The organism is Streptomyces sp. NPDC046215, from assembly GCF_040646215.1.
Lineage (GTDB): Bacteria > Actinomycetota > Actinomycetes > Streptomycetales > Streptomycetaceae > Streptomyces > Streptomyces stramineus.
The window spans coordinates 39,998-56,115 of the sequence record NZ_JBEYZW010000005.1 but is presented as its reverse complement, the minus strand read 5'-3'; the positions used below and the strand labels follow the sequence as shown (position 1 = coordinate 56,115).

The 16,118-nt window shown below is 68.6% G+C and carries 13 protein-coding genes and 1 pseudogene; 4 read left to right on the top strand and 10 right to left on the bottom strand.

The window, feature by feature from the left end:
- Positions 1-70 precede the first annotated feature (70 nt).
- Both ABZ951_RS03470 and ABZ951_RS03465 read left to right on the top strand, forming a co-directional pair.
- Positions 71-1,000 carry a hypothetical protein gene (locus tag ABZ951_RS03470; RefSeq protein ID WP_344085602.1) on the top strand — a complete coding sequence of 310 codons (930 nt, stop codon included), beginning with the start codon at positions 71-73 and terminating at the stop codon, positions 998-1,000.
- Entirely contained in the window at positions 997-1,179 is a 183-nt protein-coding gene (locus tag ABZ951_RS03465) for a hypothetical protein (RefSeq protein WP_344085599.1), read from the top strand. The genes ABZ951_RS03470 and ABZ951_RS03465 overlap by 4 nt, the downstream gene beginning before the upstream one ends.
- 204 nt (positions 1,180-1,383) lie before the next feature.
- Here the strand turns inward: ABZ951_RS03465 and ABZ951_RS03460 are convergent, their stop codons facing one another.
- Positions 1,384-2,361: a 2-oxoglutarate and iron-dependent oxygenase domain-containing protein gene (locus ABZ951_RS03460; RefSeq protein WP_344085596.1), complete on the bottom strand. Its 978-nt coding sequence runs from the start codon at positions 2,359-2,361 to the stop codon at positions 1,384-1,386.
- 232 nt (positions 2,362-2,593) lie between these two features.
- Here ABZ951_RS03460 and ABZ951_RS03455 point away from each other — a divergent pair, with 232 nt between their 5' ends.
- Positions 2,594-3,574, top strand: coding sequence for an Lrp/AsnC family transcriptional regulator (locus tag ABZ951_RS03455; protein WP_344085593.1), 981 nt, complete (start codon positions 2,594-2,596; stop codon positions 3,572-3,574).
- A 268-nt stretch (positions 3,575-3,842) separates the two neighbouring features.
- On the opposite strand, the pseudogene ABZ951_RS03450 reads toward ABZ951_RS03455, so the two are convergent.
- Positions 3,843-4,034 (bottom strand): annotated as a pseudogene (locus tag ABZ951_RS03450) (CorA family divalent cation transporter); the annotation flags it as partial.
- Between the two features lie 538 nt (positions 4,035-4,572).
- A complete protein-coding gene (locus tag ABZ951_RS03445; protein ID WP_344085736.1) occupies positions 4,573-4,773 on the bottom strand; it encodes a hypothetical protein in 201 nt (66 codons plus the stop codon).
- A gap of 118 nt (positions 4,774-4,891) precedes the next feature.
- Between ABZ951_RS03445 and ABZ951_RS03440 the strand changes: the two genes are divergently transcribed.
- The gene (locus ABZ951_RS03440; RefSeq protein WP_344085590.1) at positions 4,892-7,522 is read left to right on the top strand and encodes a hypothetical protein; all 2,631 of its coding nucleotides are present in this window, start codon (positions 4,892-4,894) and stop codon (positions 7,520-7,522) included.
- Between the two features lie 95 nt (positions 7,523-7,617).
- On the opposite strand, the gene ABZ951_RS03435 is transcribed toward ABZ951_RS03440, so the two are convergent.
- The 7 genes from ABZ951_RS03435 to ABZ951_RS03405 form a co-directional block, all read right to left on the bottom strand.
- Positions 7,618-9,726, bottom strand: a complete 2,109-nt coding sequence (locus ABZ951_RS03435) for a hypothetical protein (protein ID WP_344085587.1) — start codon at positions 9,724-9,726, stop codon at positions 7,618-7,620.
- 505 nt (positions 9,727-10,231) lie between these two features.
- The gene (locus ABZ951_RS03430) at positions 10,232-10,705 is read right to left on the bottom strand and encodes an NUDIX hydrolase (protein WP_344085584.1); all 474 of its coding nucleotides are present in this window, start codon (positions 10,703-10,705) and stop codon (positions 10,232-10,234) included.
- A gap of 104 nt (positions 10,706-10,809) precedes the next feature.
- Complete coding sequence (locus ABZ951_RS03425) at positions 10,810-11,139, bottom strand: MazG-like family protein (protein WP_344085581.1); 330 nt, start codon at positions 11,137-11,139, stop codon at positions 10,810-10,812.
- Between the two features lie 48 nt (positions 11,140-11,187).
- Positions 11,188-12,510, bottom strand: a complete 1,323-nt coding sequence (locus tag ABZ951_RS03420; RefSeq protein ID WP_344085578.1) for a UDP-glucose/GDP-mannose dehydrogenase family protein — start codon at positions 12,508-12,510, stop codon at positions 11,188-11,190.
- 103 nt (positions 12,511-12,613) lie between these two features.
- Entirely contained in the window at positions 12,614-13,846 is a 1,233-nt protein-coding gene (locus tag ABZ951_RS03415; RefSeq protein ID WP_344085575.1) for a hypothetical protein, read from the bottom strand.
- 446 nt (positions 13,847-14,292) lie between these two features.
- Positions 14,293-14,733, bottom strand: a complete 441-nt coding sequence (locus ABZ951_RS03410; RefSeq protein WP_344085572.1) for a hypothetical protein — start codon at positions 14,731-14,733, stop codon at positions 14,293-14,295.
- A 56-nt stretch (positions 14,734-14,789) separates the two neighbouring features.
- The gene (locus ABZ951_RS03405) at positions 14,790-16,019 is read right to left on the bottom strand and encodes a helix-turn-helix transcriptional regulator (RefSeq protein ID WP_344085569.1); all 1,230 of its coding nucleotides are present in this window, start codon (positions 16,017-16,019) and stop codon (positions 14,790-14,792) included.
- Positions 16,020-16,118 lie beyond the last annotated feature (99 nt).

The window sequence follows — 16,118 nt, the reverse complement described above, 5'->3', positions numbered from 1 at the left end:
CATTGTCGGTCGGGGGCGCTGCCGAGCCTAGAAGTGAACGCCCCAACTGCCCTCAAGGAGAGGCCGCTTCATGACTTCCATCCCTTCCGGTCCGGCACCGGAGCAGCGTGTCAAGATCACACATGCCACCGCGCGTCTCCCGCTGGACCCGAAGCTGCCGGTGACTTTCTCCTACTGGACGGCTCTGGAAGCCGACGGCGGGTTGCGGCAGCTGTGGGTCCCGTCGTTCTTCATCGACAGTGCCCAGCGCATGTCGCAGCAGCTGAGCGCTCCCCGCGTTGAGGTCAACGTTCACCACACCCCGGACGAAGCACCCGGACTCGTGCCTCCCTTCCGCTTCCGGGACAAGCTGTTCTCCGTAGCACTGCAGACGCGCACCAAGACCCGGACGCCGACGCCATCGGGGCTGCACGCGGCCATGGCCGCCCGGGAAGCCGCCATCGAAGGGCACGACCGTGAGGTCGACGCCTTCGCCCGCACTTGGCTGAACATCCCCCCGGCCAAGACAGCGCAATGGCGCGAAGCGGTCTCCACCGCTCTGCTGTCAGACTGGGCCGGCGCCCTCCTTGACCAGTCCGAGACTGCCGAGGACTCCGTACTGCGCCTCCTCAAGAAGGAAACGCTGACCGAGCACCGGCGCCGGCAGCCGATCTGGACCCACAGGACGGCCGGACAGCGGACGCGCCTGCTGGACCAGCCGATCGGCAGCGGGCTGGTACTCGCCGACCTGCTCACCGACGGCAGCAGCCCGGAAGACACCGTTCTGCGCACCGCGTTCGCCGACCGCCGGGTGATCGCTGTCCTGCGCGAGCTGTTCCGCGATGAGCTGACCGTCGCCCACGACTGGGCGGAAACCGGGGACACCTGGCGCCGGGCCGCGCTCGCAGCCGGCTTGCCCGCCGCATACGGCGAGCGGGTCCGCCGCAAACTCAAGCGGCTGGGCACACAGCACGCCGTCCGCGCTGCCGCGGCCGCCGCTCGGGGGACGAAGCAGGCATGACGCTCACCGCCCTCGTCGTGGTCCTGCTGCTCGTCGTTGTCACTCTTCTGGTCGGCGCCGGCGTCCTGGTCCTGCTGCTGCACCGCCCTGCCTGGTCCGCCCCGCTGGCCGGTACCCTCACCGCGATGATGCTCATGGCCACGGTCACGGGCCTGCTGGTAGCCGCCACCCGTAGCTGAGCCGGCCCACGCGCACAGAGGAGATGCCGGGCGCGTGCTGACGGCCTGACAGCAGAGCTGGCTCCCGTCAGCCGTGGGAGGGGCCGCACCGAGAGTGCGGCCCCTCCCTGAGCGTTCGTCCGCTCTTCCCGGCGTCGTCTCCGCGGGTGGCGGCACTCACCGTCTCGGCGCCGGCGAGACACTGCGAACGCTGCCGGGGTGTCGTCACGCCAGGGTGATCTCGGCGACCTTGGAGCGAACGTAGGCGCGGGCGGTGACCGGAGGGTGGGACACCCTGCCGATCGGGGCGGGGAGCGATGCGACGAGCGTGTCCGGATCACAGTCGTAGAAGTAGACCAGGGACAGCAGTTCCTCGGACGTGGCGTCAGCGGGCGGGGCCAGTACACGGTGGCGTCCGGAGCGCCAGCGGTCGCCGGTCCAGCGAGCCATCAGGTCACCGATGTTGATGGTGAGCGCCTCGGGATCGTAAGGGGCGTCCTGCCAGCCGTCGTCCTCCGTGTGGATCTGGAGACCGCCCTTGCCCGGTTGCCGGTCGAGGACGGTGATGGTCCCGAAGTCGGTGTGCGGACCGACACGGAACTGGCCCGGCCGCGGGGCACCAACGGCACTGATGGCGGGGTACCAGTTGAGGGTCAGGGTCCAGTCGGGGCGGGTGGTGTGACGAGTGAAGAAATCGAGCGGTTGACGCAGGGTTACTGCCAGGATTTCCAGCAGTTCGCCGGCCAGCACTCGCATGGCATGTACGTACTGCGCGACGAGAGGGCGCAGTTCCAGGGGCTGCGACGGCCAGGACCTCGGCAGAAGTCCGGGCTCGTGGCGACCGGCCGCGGTGTCCCACGGGCCGGGGGCCGCTGACCAGGTTTCCACCAGGTCGGGTGGTGTCATCAGACCTTCGGCCCGGCCGGTGGCCACCGCTCCCGGTCCGCTCCAGCCGTAACGGCCGACCGCCTCCGCCAGGAACGGCTGCTTCACTTCGAGCGGCTGATGGAAGAAGGCGCGGGCCGCGGTGCGGATCGCGGCGGGCAGGTCCGGGTGGACACCATGACCAGTGACGAGCAGGAACCCCGCCCGCCCCAGCGCCTGGTCGACGAGTGTGGCGAGACGGTCCCGGTCCCGGTCGTCACCGCTCCGCCAGAGCGAGAGGTCGATGGTGGGGATGGTGGGAATGGTGGAAGCGTGCACGATGCCCTTCTCCTCCTTCGTCCTTCCCTCTCCAGGGGAAGGCAGCCCGGCCATGGTCGTTCGAGGAACGCGCGCCACCCAGCCATCCCCCAGGAAGCGGTAGGAACAGGCAGTTTCCGGCGGTGAGACGGGAGAACGCGACAGACCCGGGGCGCACCGCCGCGGTCAGGCCCCTATCGTCGGGACCTGTCGTGGGAGCACGACACAGCGGTGAACTCACGGGAGGTCACACATGGCAGGCGCGGGCACCTTCGACGCTTTGGATCTGGGGCTGCTCCAAGCCCTCCAGCTCGACGGACGCGCGGCACTGAGCCGTATCGCGCGCCGGCTGGGCGCCTCGGAACGCACCGTGGCCCGCCGCTACGGCCGACTGCGCACGCTGGGCCTGCACGTCGTCGGCCAGCCCGTCCCGGCCCGGGTGGGGATGACCCGCTGGCTGCTGCGCATCCATTGCACACCCGATTCCGCAGCCTCCGTCGCCCAAGCCCTGGCCCGTCGGCCCGACACCAGCTGGATCTCACTGGCCTCCGGGGGAACCGAGCTGTACTGCGCCCTCACCACCCGTACGCCGCACGAGCGCGACGCGCTGCTCCTCGACAAGCTGCCCCGTACCCCGCACCTGGTCGGCGTCGGAGCCCACTGTCTGCTGCGCCTCTTCACCGGCATCACCAGCACGTGGTACGCCAACGGGGCCCCGTTCGGTGCGGCTCACGGCCGCGAAGGCGGTTCTTCGGCACCGGCCTCTCGATCCGACGAGCACCCCGAGCCCGTGGCCCTGGATGTCACAGACCGAGCCCTCCTCACCGCGCTGGCCAAGGACGGCCGTGCCGGCCTGCCCGAGCTGGCCGCGACCACCGGCCGTTCGCCCTCCAGCGTCCAGCGCCGCCTCCAACGACTGCGGGCCCAGGGCGCACTGGACTTCTCCGTCGACTTCGCACCCCGGCACCTCGGCTACGACCTGATGACCCACCTCTGGCTCCAGGTGGCCCCCGGCCACGTCTCGGCCGTCGGCCGCGCCCTGGCCACCCACCCCGAAATCGCCTTCGCGGCCGCCACCACCGGCCCGCACAACGTCGTGGCAAGCGGAGTCTTCCGCGACAGCCAGGACCTCTACCGCTACCTCGACCACCGCATCGGCTCGCTCCCCGGCATCCAGGCCGCCGAGACCGCCCCCATCCTGCGCGAGGTCAAACGACTCACCATCAGCACGTGACCGGAACACCGCACCGGGCGGAGGTTCGGTCCTGGAAGGTCTCGGCTCCGTGGAACAGGGCCCGGGCCTGTTCGATCTCGCCGATCAGGCCGCTCCAGTGCTGCCGGCCGGCGCGCTCAGCGTTCCCCGTCCGGGAGGCGACGAGTGCTGAGCCGCGTTCGCTTCGCCCCAGATCCGCCCCAGATTCTCCCCAGTGGCCGGACCTGCCTCCCAGGGCGTGCCGCAGCTGCCGGGTGAGGGCGCGGATCCTGCCTCCGGGGATGATTACTCAGAGCCAGTCACGCCGCTTGAAGATGAAGTACAAACTGGTGCAGACAACCGCCATGAGGACGATCGCGAAGGGATACCCGCCCACCCAGTGCAACTCCGGCATGTTGTCGAAGTTCATGCCGTAAATCGTTCCCACCAGCGTCGGCGCGAACAGGATGGCCGCCCATGACGAGATCTTCTTGAAGTCGTCACGCTCGGGGCGCTGATCTGCGGAGATCGCTTGGCGAACCGCTCTGACCTGCAGCGATGGGTGTTTCCGGCTCTTTCACCGGGATGCCGGTTTGTGCGGCCAATTCTCCCCAGCCGCTCCCCAACGGGACTCCGTTCTCCCCAGATTCTCCCCAGCGGGGCTGATCCGTCTTCGGGGAGAAGGCCGGTCTGATGGCTCTCCTTGAGGCGCTCGCGTTCTCCAACCTGTGCGCGTGGGAAGCTGAGCCGCTCGTGAGGGCTGAGACCTGCGCATTACGAGGGCCTGCAAGATCGTGACGGGTGGTGTCAAGCCGTGCCACCAAATCCCGTTTTCCCTGGTCAGAGACTTGCGACTCTGACCCGCGTGACACCGAGTCCAGCCTGTGCCAGCCCGTCCGCTCACGCATCCCGGCTGTTCTCGCCTTCAGGACCCGGGCCTGAGCTGCTTCTGCATCTTCTCGATCAGGACGGCATTCTGTACTACCCCCTGGCCGGCACCGCCCAGGTTGGAAGGCCCCCGGCGGCCAGAGTTGAAGGGCTCAGGACACGATTTGGGCGAGAGCACCGGTCAAGGCGGCCGCAAGGGTGAGCGCGGCAGCGAACGTGGTGGCGGCCCGCATGAGGGCAGCGGGATAAGTGGCGCCATCCAGCCGGGCGAGCAGGCCCGCAGCGGCGGTAGCCAGAAGGGCGAACATGACGACCAGCGCAGCGACGAGGAGGACAACGACGAGACGGGTCACGGCAGGCTCCTTGCAAAAGTGAGGCGTTGACGTGACGAAGGTCGCGGAAACGATGTCCGCCGGGGTCCGGCTGGACAATGATGAACACCGGCGAACACATCGAGCCGGGGCGGGACGAATGCACGACGAACCTAGCGAGCTGACGGCGCTCATCGAGCTGCGCAAGAGGCTCGCCGACGGCCTGGCTCGTGCCGGGCTGAACAAGACTCAGCTCGCCACCCGAGCAGAACTGGGTCGCACCACCGTGCAGGAGGCGTTCCAGGCAGGCAAGCCCGCTCCATCGGCCGAGACGGTTGTCGCGCTGGCCCGCGTGCTACGCCTGCCAGACCAGCAACTGCTGGATTTGCGGCACGTCGCCGCCGGAGATACCGACCCTGCCCTTGGAGGGGACGACGGCCCGGGCAAGCCGATCACGGAGTGGGATCCTCACGACTTGGAGGTCCACCCCGCCGGGGTCGGCTCTGGGGCCGTGCCCCAGCGGGCGCTGTCCGGCTACGTCCCGCGTGGCCATGACCGGATCCTCACCGATGCGGCACTGGAGGCCGCACAGGGCAACAGCCGGATGCTGGTCCTGGTCGGAACGTCCTCCACGGGCAAGACAAGAGCCTGCTGGGAGGCCATTCAGCCGCTCGCCACCCGCGGGTGGCGGCTGTGGCACCCGTTCGACCCGACCCGAGCCGAAGCCGCCCTCGACGACCTCGAACGCGTCGCATCTCGCACAGTCGTCTGGCTCAACGAAGCCCAGCACTACCTCGGCAACCCCCAGCTCGGCGAGCGGATCGCGGCCGCCATCCATACCCTCCTCACTCACCCCAAGCGCCGACCGGTCCTCGTTCTGGGCACCCTCTGGCCCGAGTACGCCGACCAGTACACAGTCCTGCCCCACGCTGGCTCCCCGGATCCGCACAGCCGGGTCCGGGAGATACTCGCCGGACGCACTCTCACCATCCCCGACACCTTCGACCAGGACGCACTGCGGACCGCAGCTGTCCTGGCGCAGGACGGCGACCAACTGCTCGCCGACGCTCTCACCCGCGCCCATGACCACGGACGGGTCACCCAGGACCTCGCCGGCGCCCCCGAACTGCTACGCCGCTACGAGCACGGCGCACCGACGGCCAAGGCCGTACTGCATGCGGCTATGGACGCACGCCGTCTTGGCGTGGGCCTCCACCTCCCACAAACCTTCCTCACAGACGCCGCGATCGACTATCTCAGCGACCAGGACTACGACGAACTCACCGACGACTGGGCAGAGGCGGCTTTCGCCGACCTCGCCCGCCCCGTCCACGGTAAGCAGGCGCCCCTGCGCCGCACCGGAGCCCGGCCCAGGCGCCGCCCACCCGGCAGCCCGACATCGACGCCAGCACCTTCCTCCGTGACAGGACCAGCGTTCCGGCTCGCCGACTACCTCGAACAGCACGGCCGCACCGCCCGGTTGGGATTGTGCCCACCTGCATCGTTCTGGGCCGCCGCCTACGCCCACCTCACCCACCCCGACGACCTCGGCAACCTTGCACTCGCCGCTGAACGAAGGCACCGCCTGCAGTGGGCACACCACCTCCGGCTCCGCGCCGCCGACGCAGGCCACCCCTACTCCCTCAACTGCCTGGCACGGATATGGGAGGAAGCTGGGGACATGGAAGGCGCCGAAGCCCTCTATCGGCGAGCCGCCGACGCTGGCGACGCAGATGCGTTGTTCCTCGTGGCCGAGCGCCGGAAGGCAGTCGGAGACCGTGAGGGCGCCGAAGCCCTCTACCAGCGAGCCGCAGACGCTGGCCGTACTGACGCCCTTGTCGACCTAGTGGAGCTGAAGGAAGAGGCCGGGGACTGGGAGGGGGTCAAAGCCCTCTACCAGCGGGCCGCCGCCACCGGCGACACCTACGCCATTGCCCGTTTGGCAGACATGTCGGAGGAAGCCGGGGACCAGGAAGGTGCCGAAGCCCTTTACCAACAGATCGTCGATGCCGACGACACCGACTCCCTGATCAACCTGGCCGAGCTGAAGGAAGAAGCCGGAGACCTCGACGGTGCCGAAGCCCTCTACCTGCGGGCCGCCGACGCTGGCGATACGCATGCCCTGATCTGCCTGGCCCAGCTGAAGGAAGAAGAGGCCGGGGACTGGGAGGGGGTCAAAGCCCTCTTCCAGCGGGCCGCCGCCGCTGGCGACACCTATGCCCTGAAATACTTGGCCCAGCTGAAGGAGAAAGCTGGCGACATCGACGGCGCCGAAGCCCTCTACCAGCAGGTCGCCGACACCGGCGACACCTACACCGTGGTCCACCTGGCCGAGCTGAAGGAGAAAGCCGGAGACCTCGAGGGTGCCGAGACCCTCTACCAGCAGGCTGCTACCAATCCCACGGCCCTGACAGTTTTGGCGCGAATACGGGAACAGGCCGGGGACTGGGAGGGTGCCAAAGTAGTCTACGAGCGAGCCGCAGACGCAAGCCACGCTGGCGCCATGGTTCGCCTGGCAGAGCTGCGGGAGTGGGCCGGGGACCAGAAGGGCGCTGAGACCTTCTACCAGCGGGCCGCCGACACCGGCGACCCCGACACCCTGATCCACCTAGCACGGGTGCGAGACGAGGCCGGGGACCAGGAGGACGCTGAGACCTTCTACCAGCGAGCCGCCAATACCGGCGAGCTTCCCGACGACGAGGCCAAGATGAGGTGGCCGTACGGACTTGACCCGGACGGCTCGCCTACGCCCCCTTGGTCGTATCGTCCCCTGGAACGGGACACGGCTTGACATCGCCAGCGCGCTTCTGCGGCGCTCGTCAGGTGTTCTTGGTAGCGTATTGCGGACGGGAGTATCGTCGATCCAGCCTCAAGCGGGCCTGAGCCTCAGCCCTTTGACCCCTGGCCAGTGTCGTCTCCTGTGCGCATTCGATGGTGGATTTCTGCGGCTGCTGTCCACTGATGCCCGAGAGCGCGAATGCGCTGCCCGGCGGTATGGACACCAGCGATGCATCGGTACCCCTGATCAGAGCGGTCGAGAACGCCGATCCGCCTTGAGGCAAGAAAGTCGAGAGTTTCTACGACTTCGTCCTCCGCGATGCGGTACCCACGGGTTCGGAGTTCACGTCGAACCGAGGTGAGATCGAGCCAACCACCCTCCTCTAGCGGGTCCTCCGCTTCCATGTTCAAGATGTCGACGAGGGCATACTCGAGCTCGCCGCGGATCTCCTGATCCCGCCAGTGCCCGCGGATTGCGTCTCTACGCTGTGCCGCGCGCAGCGCCGGGTCGATGAGGGGCGCCAGCTGGGTCGGCGTGAGCGGGGTCCTTTCTTGGCGCCGGACCACCTCGGCCAGCAGTCCGGTCTCGATGACGGCGATCGCCGGGTCCTCGTCGGCCTCCTTGAGCATGCTCGGCTCGAAGCCTGGGCCAATAAAAAGGGTGACCTCGGCCCCGATCTTCGCTCGGTGTCCTGCCAGAGGGAACAACCTCTGATTGACAACCCGCCCCGAGGCTGCGGTCTTTGCCTCGACGGCCAGGACTCGCGAGTCCGCACCAATACCGAAGCGCACGCGACCGTCCACTGCTTCATTACCACCTACGTGTTCGCCAGGCATGCCCAGGTACGCCAGCGCGGCGACGGCGGCCTTCTCCAGACGCTTGGGGGTTGCGCTGGCGAGTGCGGAGCTTTCCAGCTCTGCTGCAATGTCCGACCCAAGCGAGTTCGGTGGCAGCGTGCTGCCTAGAGCTTCATCTCGGTGGCTTGCGTCGGCGCCGTCGGCGGCAGGGGCAGCGCGGGACGGGCCATTGTCGGAGGTGAGACAGGGCACAGAGCGCTTGAACGCCCGGCCGAGAGCAGTCGTACGGTAGGCGGTCTGGGAGAGCCGCGTGACCAGTCCGCAGACCTCCAGCAGGTTGAGGCGCGTATTGACGGCGCTCCGGATCAGCGGCTTGCCGCGATTGGGAAGATACCGCGTGCTGTGCTCCACGAGCGTGCCGGACGTGCAACGGGCGGCTTCGTCGAGTACGCCCAACATCTCACCAAAGAAAGCGATCGAGGCATGGACGGTGCGTGCGAGGTCCAAGGGTTCGCCTGACTCGACCCAGGCAATAGCGGCCGGAGTGGCGCTCCAGGTCTTGGATGACGTCTGCTGAATGAGCCCCAGAGCCTTGAGAGTGTCCTTGGCGGTGCGTGCCGTGGCTATGGTTTGGGCCTTGGGGAAGGTGTCCTTCACGAATTGCCTGAAGTCCGCTTCCGTGATCGACGGCATGGCGGCCTCGACAAGCACCTGAAGTGCATCCATCGTGCCGCCGTTCGCGGAGGTGCCGGGAACGTACAGATTGGCGCCGTCCGCCCTGGCCCTGAGTCCCGCTTCGTCGAGCTGCTCGATAAGCTGCGCGACGGCACCCACAGCGGGCGTCAGCTGCGCGGTCGTGTCGGTGTCGTCGGGTTCGGGCCTCCCCACCACGATGCGCGCCATGACGTCGCGGCCGGCGTCCGTAAGGTGGACACGACCGTCGAAGAGATCGACCATGCCCGTGACTGTGAGCCACGTCGTCCGGTCGCGCACCGGCGCCGAGGTCTCCCACGACAGGTCGAAGGATTCGCGTGCCAGATCCAAGAGTTGCTCGTGTGTCCGAGGTCCAGCGGTGAGCGCGTCCATGACCTCGCCGACGAACCTCACGTTGTGGTGGAAGATCTCCACCAGCAAGGCCGCGTCGCCGCCTTGGCACCAAGCGAGTGCGGCGGCGCTAGGCAGGAACGTCCGGCCCTCTCGCAAGAGCAGTCCGGCTCGGACAAGGCGCTGCAGCTGATGCCGGTTGAGTCCACCAGCCTGCGGCAGCGATTCCTGATCGCTGAGGTCCCGGTCCTGATGGGCGGAAAGCTCCTCGATCAGCGCTCGCAGCGTACCGATCCATGTGGCCCGTGAGCCGGGCAAGACCGGCATACCTGGTGACCGTTCGCCCCAGGCACGAGGCTGTGCGAGTTCTCTCATGGCCGCACATTAGCGGCGCGCGTGGCACTGGTGGTTCGTTCTCTGGAAAGAGTCCCTGAAGGTATGGCAGAAGTAGTTGTCTGTGTCGCGACGTACCTCTGAGCGGTACGCCCAGCCAGACCTGGCAAGCATCGTGCCCAAACGATCGGCGGACGGGCAGGGCACCTCGCAACGCCCTCCCTTCGGCCCGCGAGGGGCGTAAGGTCGGATCAAGGTGGGATTCGGTGGCGGCCGAGAGGTCGCTTTCGGCCGCCAGGCTTGCGGAGATCCGTGCCCACGTGCCTGCGGCGACGGTGGTACAACCCCATCTCGGGGCCTTGATCTCGTTCTCGGACAGGTGCGCGCAGCCGGGGATGTGCGCGTACTGCGTCGGCGATACGAGGATGGCGTTCGGGTTCCAGTTTCCCCAGTTCGGGATGGGTGGCCGTCTTACGCTGAGGCGGCTCCGGAGAGCACGCGCAGCCTGCCCCGATGGTCAGGTTGCAAGGGTCGCAACGGCTGGTGGTCAGGGGCTGGTGTCCTCCGACGAAACGGGGAGGCTCGTCCGCGCATTCTGGTGGAGGGCGATCGCCTCTCGGCACCACGGGGGTACGCGGAGTCGTGGGAGCACCGAGACCGGGAACCAGTGGAGCATGATGCCCTCGGTGAGGGGGAGGGCGTGGGCGTCTCCGTCCCAGTGGCCGGTGTAGACGGCGATCGGGCCCTTGCCGAGGTGTTCGGCGTTCCTCTGCTGGACGGTGGTGAACTCTTCGAGCGGGATGATGAGTCCGGTCTCCTCCGCCACCTCGCGTGCGACGGTGTCGGCCGGCGATTCGCCCGGTTCGGGACGTCCGCCGACGGGTGTCCAGTAGCCGGGCCAGCAGATGCCTTCGATGTCGTCGCGGAGGTGGAGCAGGTAGTCGCCCTGGCTGTTCGTGATCAGTGCGGATACCCCAGTACCGGACTTGATCGCTTCCGCTTCGAGCTCGGTGTCGGTCATCCCGCCATCGTCCACCCCGCAGGTGAGGGTGGAGCGTCTACGACACGGGCCGGCGGTCGCGTTCCGAGGGCACGCGACCGCCGGCGTGGGGGTGGAGAGAGCGGTCAGGCGGCAGCGGTGGTTTCGCGGCCCCTGCGGGTACGGCGGTGGAAGATCTCCTCGAAGGTTTCGCGGACACCTTCGGGGTCGATGTAGTGCATGGCCAGCAGGGCGGCGATGACGGCGCCGACGAGGTCGTTCTGGACCTCGGACCAGCTGTGGGTGTCGTCGCAGGTGGTCAGGCCCTTCAGCCCGTGGAGGGCGTGCATGGCCTCGCCGGCCTCCTCGGCGACCTTGCCCACCTGGAGGGCTTTGAGTTCCTCGTTCGGGAGGTGTTCACCGGCCTTGCGGCAGGCGGCGGAGAGCTTGATGATGTTGTCCCACAGGTCGTCCATGACGGATCTCCCATCCGTGTGTCCCGGCCCCGGGGTGGGGCTTGGGTCCTATGGCTGTGCGGGTCGGCCGAGCTGGCGCACGGTCCAGCCAGCTGTGCGCCAGGTGTCGGCGTTCAGGAGGTTGCGGAGGTCTACGAGGACCGGTTGCTCGACCAGGGTGGATAGGGCCTTGGGGTTGGCGTCGCGGAACTGGGGCCACTCGGTGGCCAGGACGATCAGCTCTGTGCCCTTGACCGACTCCTCCAGGTCTTCCGCGTAGTCGAGCTCGGGGTGGCGTACGAGCGCGGTGGGCACGGCGTGGGGGTTGTGGACCGTGACGGTCGCGCCGCGCTGGTGCATGAGGGCGGCGACGGCGAGGGCGGGGGACTCGCGCACGTCGTCGGTGCCGGCCTTGAAGGAGGCGCCCCACACGGTGACGCGTGCCCCTGCTACTGGTCGGCCGAGGGTCTGTTCGATGAGGGCGAGGGCGGCGGTGGCGCGGGATTCGTTGACCTGCTCGGCGGCTCGCAGCAGGGCTGCCGCGTCGAGGGCGCCGAGGCTCTGCGCGGAGGCGGTGAACGCGCGTACGTCCTTGGGCAGGCAGCCTCCGCCGTAGCCGGGTCCGGCGTTCAGGCCGCCGCGGCCGATGCGTGGGTCTAGGCCGATGGCCTCCGTGAGCTGATGGACGTCGGCGCCGGCGGCGGCGCACATGTCGGCGACGCCGTTGATGAAGGAGATCTTCATGCCGAGGTAGGCGTTGGCGGCGCCCTTGATCAGTTCGGCGGTGGCGGGGTCGGTGACGAACAGAGGGATCTGGTTGTGCAGCAGCGGGGCGTAAACCTGACGGACGACGTCCTCGGCGTGCGGGGAGGGCACGCCTGCGACGATGCGGTCGGGGCGGAGGGTGTCCTCGATGGCGTGTCCTTCGCGGAGGAACTCCGGGTTCCAGACGACCTCGACGTCGGTGCCCGCGGGGGCGAGGCGGGCGAGGAGGGTGGTCAGGTCGCGGGTGGTGCCGACGGTGACCGTGGATTTGCCGATGATCACGCAGGGGCGGGTCAGATGCGGGGCGAGTGCTCGGGCCGCGCCGAAGACCTGGCCGGTGTCGTAGCTGCGGCCGTCGGCGTCGATCGGTGTGCCGACGGCGAGGAAGTGGATGTCGGCGAAGTCTGCGGCCTCGGCCAGGTTGGTGGTGAAGCGCAGGCGGCCAGTGGCGGTGTGGGTGGCCAGCAGCTCTGGCAGGCCCTCTTCGTAGATGGGGCATTCGCCGGCGTTGAGCCGGTCGATCTTCGGCTGGTCGAGGTCCACGCCGATGACCTCGTGGCCGATCTCGGCCATGGCCGCGGCGTGCGGGATGCCCAGGTGGCCGCAGCCGATGGCGGATACGCGCATGGTGCCGGCGCTCCTTCCCTGTCTCGCCTGCCCGGTGGTCCGGGCCGGTCAGGGGCGACACGCTAGCGCCGCTGTCCGGCCCGGTACTGATCGTGCAGGTAGGTCAGTTGGTGGCCTTGGCGAGGACGTTGACGAGTTCCGGCAAGCCCTCTGCGGCTGGCTTCCGGCAGACCAGGTCTTCGTCCTGGGGGCCTTCCAGCGGGTAGGGTTTGAACTGGCCGTCGTGCCAGAAGCCCTCGGGGTCGAGGTAGACGACCTTGAAGCCGCGCTCGCGGGCGCGGGCCTGGACCTTGCGTCGGTCAGCGTGCAGACCGACGACAAGCAAGGCCTTCGCACCGGCCACCCACTCGACGTCCGGTACGGCCTGGTCGTAGCGGCGCATGAAGCACTCCTCCAAGCCGGCGCGGGCTGCCAGCACGTCGAAGTTGTTGGTGATCACGGGTCCGACCAGGTGTCCGGCGTCGTGAAGATCCTTCAGTGCGTGCATGGCGGGCGTTGGCTCGGCCAGGAAGCACGCCCTGAACATCTCGGTGAACTCGTCTGTCTTCTCCTCCGGCTCGGTGAGCACTTCGTGCAGAAGCGGGTCGGAAGTGGGGGAGAGGGTGAAGCGGTGTTCGTGCGGGCCGTCGCCCTGGCGGTCGGTGACGCGGTAGATCTCGTGGAGGCGGTGCAGGGGCGGGATGTTGGCCTCCACGGAGGTGCCGCAACCGATCTCGACCTGGAAGGGCAGATGATCGGCGAGAACGGACAGGTCCGGGACGACGGTGGGTGTGCCGCGCTGGTCCTTGACCCGGATGCCGGTGGCCAGCACCTCCCAGGGCCGTTGCCGCACGGCTGGTGGCGGGGCGTACTGGGCGGAAGTGATCTGGACGTCGAGGCTGCGGTAGTTCTGTGGGAGCTTGCGGCGGGCCACGGCGTCCTGGGGGTGCAGCGTGAACTGCGTGAGCTTGCACTTGAGGTCGCGGCGTATCCACAGCGTTCCGCCGGGGGCGCGCTTCCAACCACCGACCGCGAGGGCGGCCCTTAGCGCGTCCTCGTGGGCGGTGATCTCGCCGGCGGGTGCGGTCACGGAGTGGTACAGATACAGGTCGGTCAGGCCGATCGCCGGGGCGGCCGTGGTCGGTACCAGGCCGTACCGGTAGCGGTAGTGAATGAGGCGGCGACGGGCGTCGTCGCCCCCGCTCCAGCACGACTGGTCGGCGGTGGCCTCCTCCTGGGTGCGGCGCCAGATACCCTCCTCGATGTAGCGGGGGCGGTCGGCGTCACCAAAGTAGGTGTTCCACACCTGCTGCTGCGACGGGGTGAGCTGGTCGACGACGATGTACGGGATCTCCATGGGGTCCCCTCCCTGGTGATGGTCCGCCCACAGCGCTGGGCGGCCGATCGGATGCCGTACGGCATGTGCAGGTCGATCACCGTTCCGCCCGGCGGAGCCGAGCCGCTGGCTTCCGCCGGGCGGAACAGGTTGTGCTGCGGGGCAGCCCGCCGTAGCTCGGGCCGCCCCTCACCGCACCTTTTCTGGGGCGGTGTTCGGTGCTCCGGCGCCCGAGGGCAGTTCCCAGGCCGGGGCCGGAGCGGTTTAGGGGGCTAGCTCGGTGGCGTCCGGCATGGAGACGGCCGCCGACCGCTCGGCGGATAGAAGGTCGGCAGCCTGGCCGCGCAGGACCCAGGCGGGGCCGGCGAGGCCGAGCAGGGCCAGGACGGCCAGGGCGGTGCCGCCGGATTCGCGGTGGACCGGGTTGCTCGGACCGTGTTCCGGCGCGCGGTGTCGTCCCTGGGTAATCAGGGCGCATCGCCGGGGTAGCGCTCGCTGTCGCCGAGCATGCGTCCGGTCTGGATGTGCAGGTGCTCCAGGTCGGCCGGCGTGAGGATCAGCGCGGCCTCGCTGCGGTCGCCATCCTCGTGGTGCACGAGGATGGCCACCGACACCTGCTTGGCACGCGGGTCGTAGACCGGGTCGGTGACGAGCAGGGTCGCGTGCGTGGGCCTGGCGGGCACCGGCTCCAACGTGCTGGCGTCGGCCGACGCGGACCATTCAGGGCCGCCGCCCGGTGGGCGCAGGTGGTACGTCGCGGCGCCTTCGCCGGGGAGGGCGACGACGACGCCGACTCGGCCGTTCCGGGCGGTGTCGGCGGCGAGGTCGCCGAGCTGGGGAAAGAACTGGGCTGTTGTGCCTAACTCGGCCTCCGGCGAAGGCAGATGGGGAGTCGGTCGTCCGCTCATGCCCCTGACGCTAGGGACGCGTCAGGGGGCGAATATGAGCCCGAGGAATACAACCCTCATCCGTCCAGGTGGAAGCGGTCAGACATGTGCCGCAACTTCTCTCGTGTCACCGCTCGTTCGGCGTAGACGATGCTGCGAAGGGTGGAGCGGGCGATGGGGTGGTTACGGATTAGCTGGGGTGCGATTCGCTCCGCCCTCTCCAGTTCGCCCAGTGCCTTGTCGCGGTGCCCATCCCATAGCCAGGCTCGCGCCAGGTCCATGTGGTGGTGTCCCTGACGCGAGTTGGGCATGGAAGCGACCAGCTCCGGGCTGGTGCGGTGGTTTATCGTCAGGGCCTTCCGCTGCTGCCCCATCTCCAGAGCCACGCTGATGGCGTGGATCTGAACGTTGCCGGGAGAGAACGTCAGCGAGTGCCTGTCGTACACCGGAGGCCCGGTGTACTCGCCCATGCGATCGGCCGCCGCCCTGGCGAGACTGATGCGGTCTTCCGCCTCCGCTGCCCGGCCGCCTCGTGCTGCGGAGACCGCAGCACGGAGCTGGAGCGTGCCCCAGGCCCGCAGGGCCAACGGCTCGCCATGCTCGTAGTCCTGCTGAAGAGTGCTGATGGCCTTGTCGGACAGGACGATGGCGTCTTCCCAGTCCGCGCTCGCCCACATGTCCCAGACCCGCATCCAGTCGGCGATCGCGGGCATGACCGGGTCGCCGGACAGCCGTGCGGACCAAGCGGCCCGCTCGCAGGCCATGGCGATCAGCTCGGGGTGGCCCAGGGCGTGGGCGGCGGTGTGCGCGAACTTGCAGCACACTGCGTAGATTGCGTAAGCCTCCTCCCGCTCGTGGCCGGTGGTCGCCTCGGCGAGGGCACGTGATTCGCGGAGCAGGTCTGGCAGGATGCGCAGGATGGCGACGTTCGCGGCGGCGTCTCGCAGCCGGTGCAGACGTGTCATCTCCCGCCACAGCTTCCCCGCCGAACGCGGGATGCCGTCGAACACGGGGGCGAGGTCGTAGCGACGCAGTTCCCGCAGGATCGAGGACGCGGCAATTTGCCACTGGTTCTCGTCGGGGGAGCTGGTGTACGGGCGGCCGACCAGATCGTTGGGGTGGACGTGCAACTCGGCCGCCAGCAGGTTCAGGACGCCGACCCTGTCCAGTTCGATCAGGCCGCGCTCCATCTTCGAGACCCAACCCTGTGACTTGCCCAGAGCGGCGGCAAGGTCGGCCTGCGGCATGCCCAGGCGAAGGCGGGCACGACGGGCTCGGCGACCGATCTCCTCGGCTTGCTCCAGCATCAGCGCACCCCCGGCCTGCTGATGGGTCGGCTTGGCTCAGTCGTTCGGCAGGGCATGGTGCCTCCGTCCGTTCAGGCGTCTCCATCAGAACGGTACCTA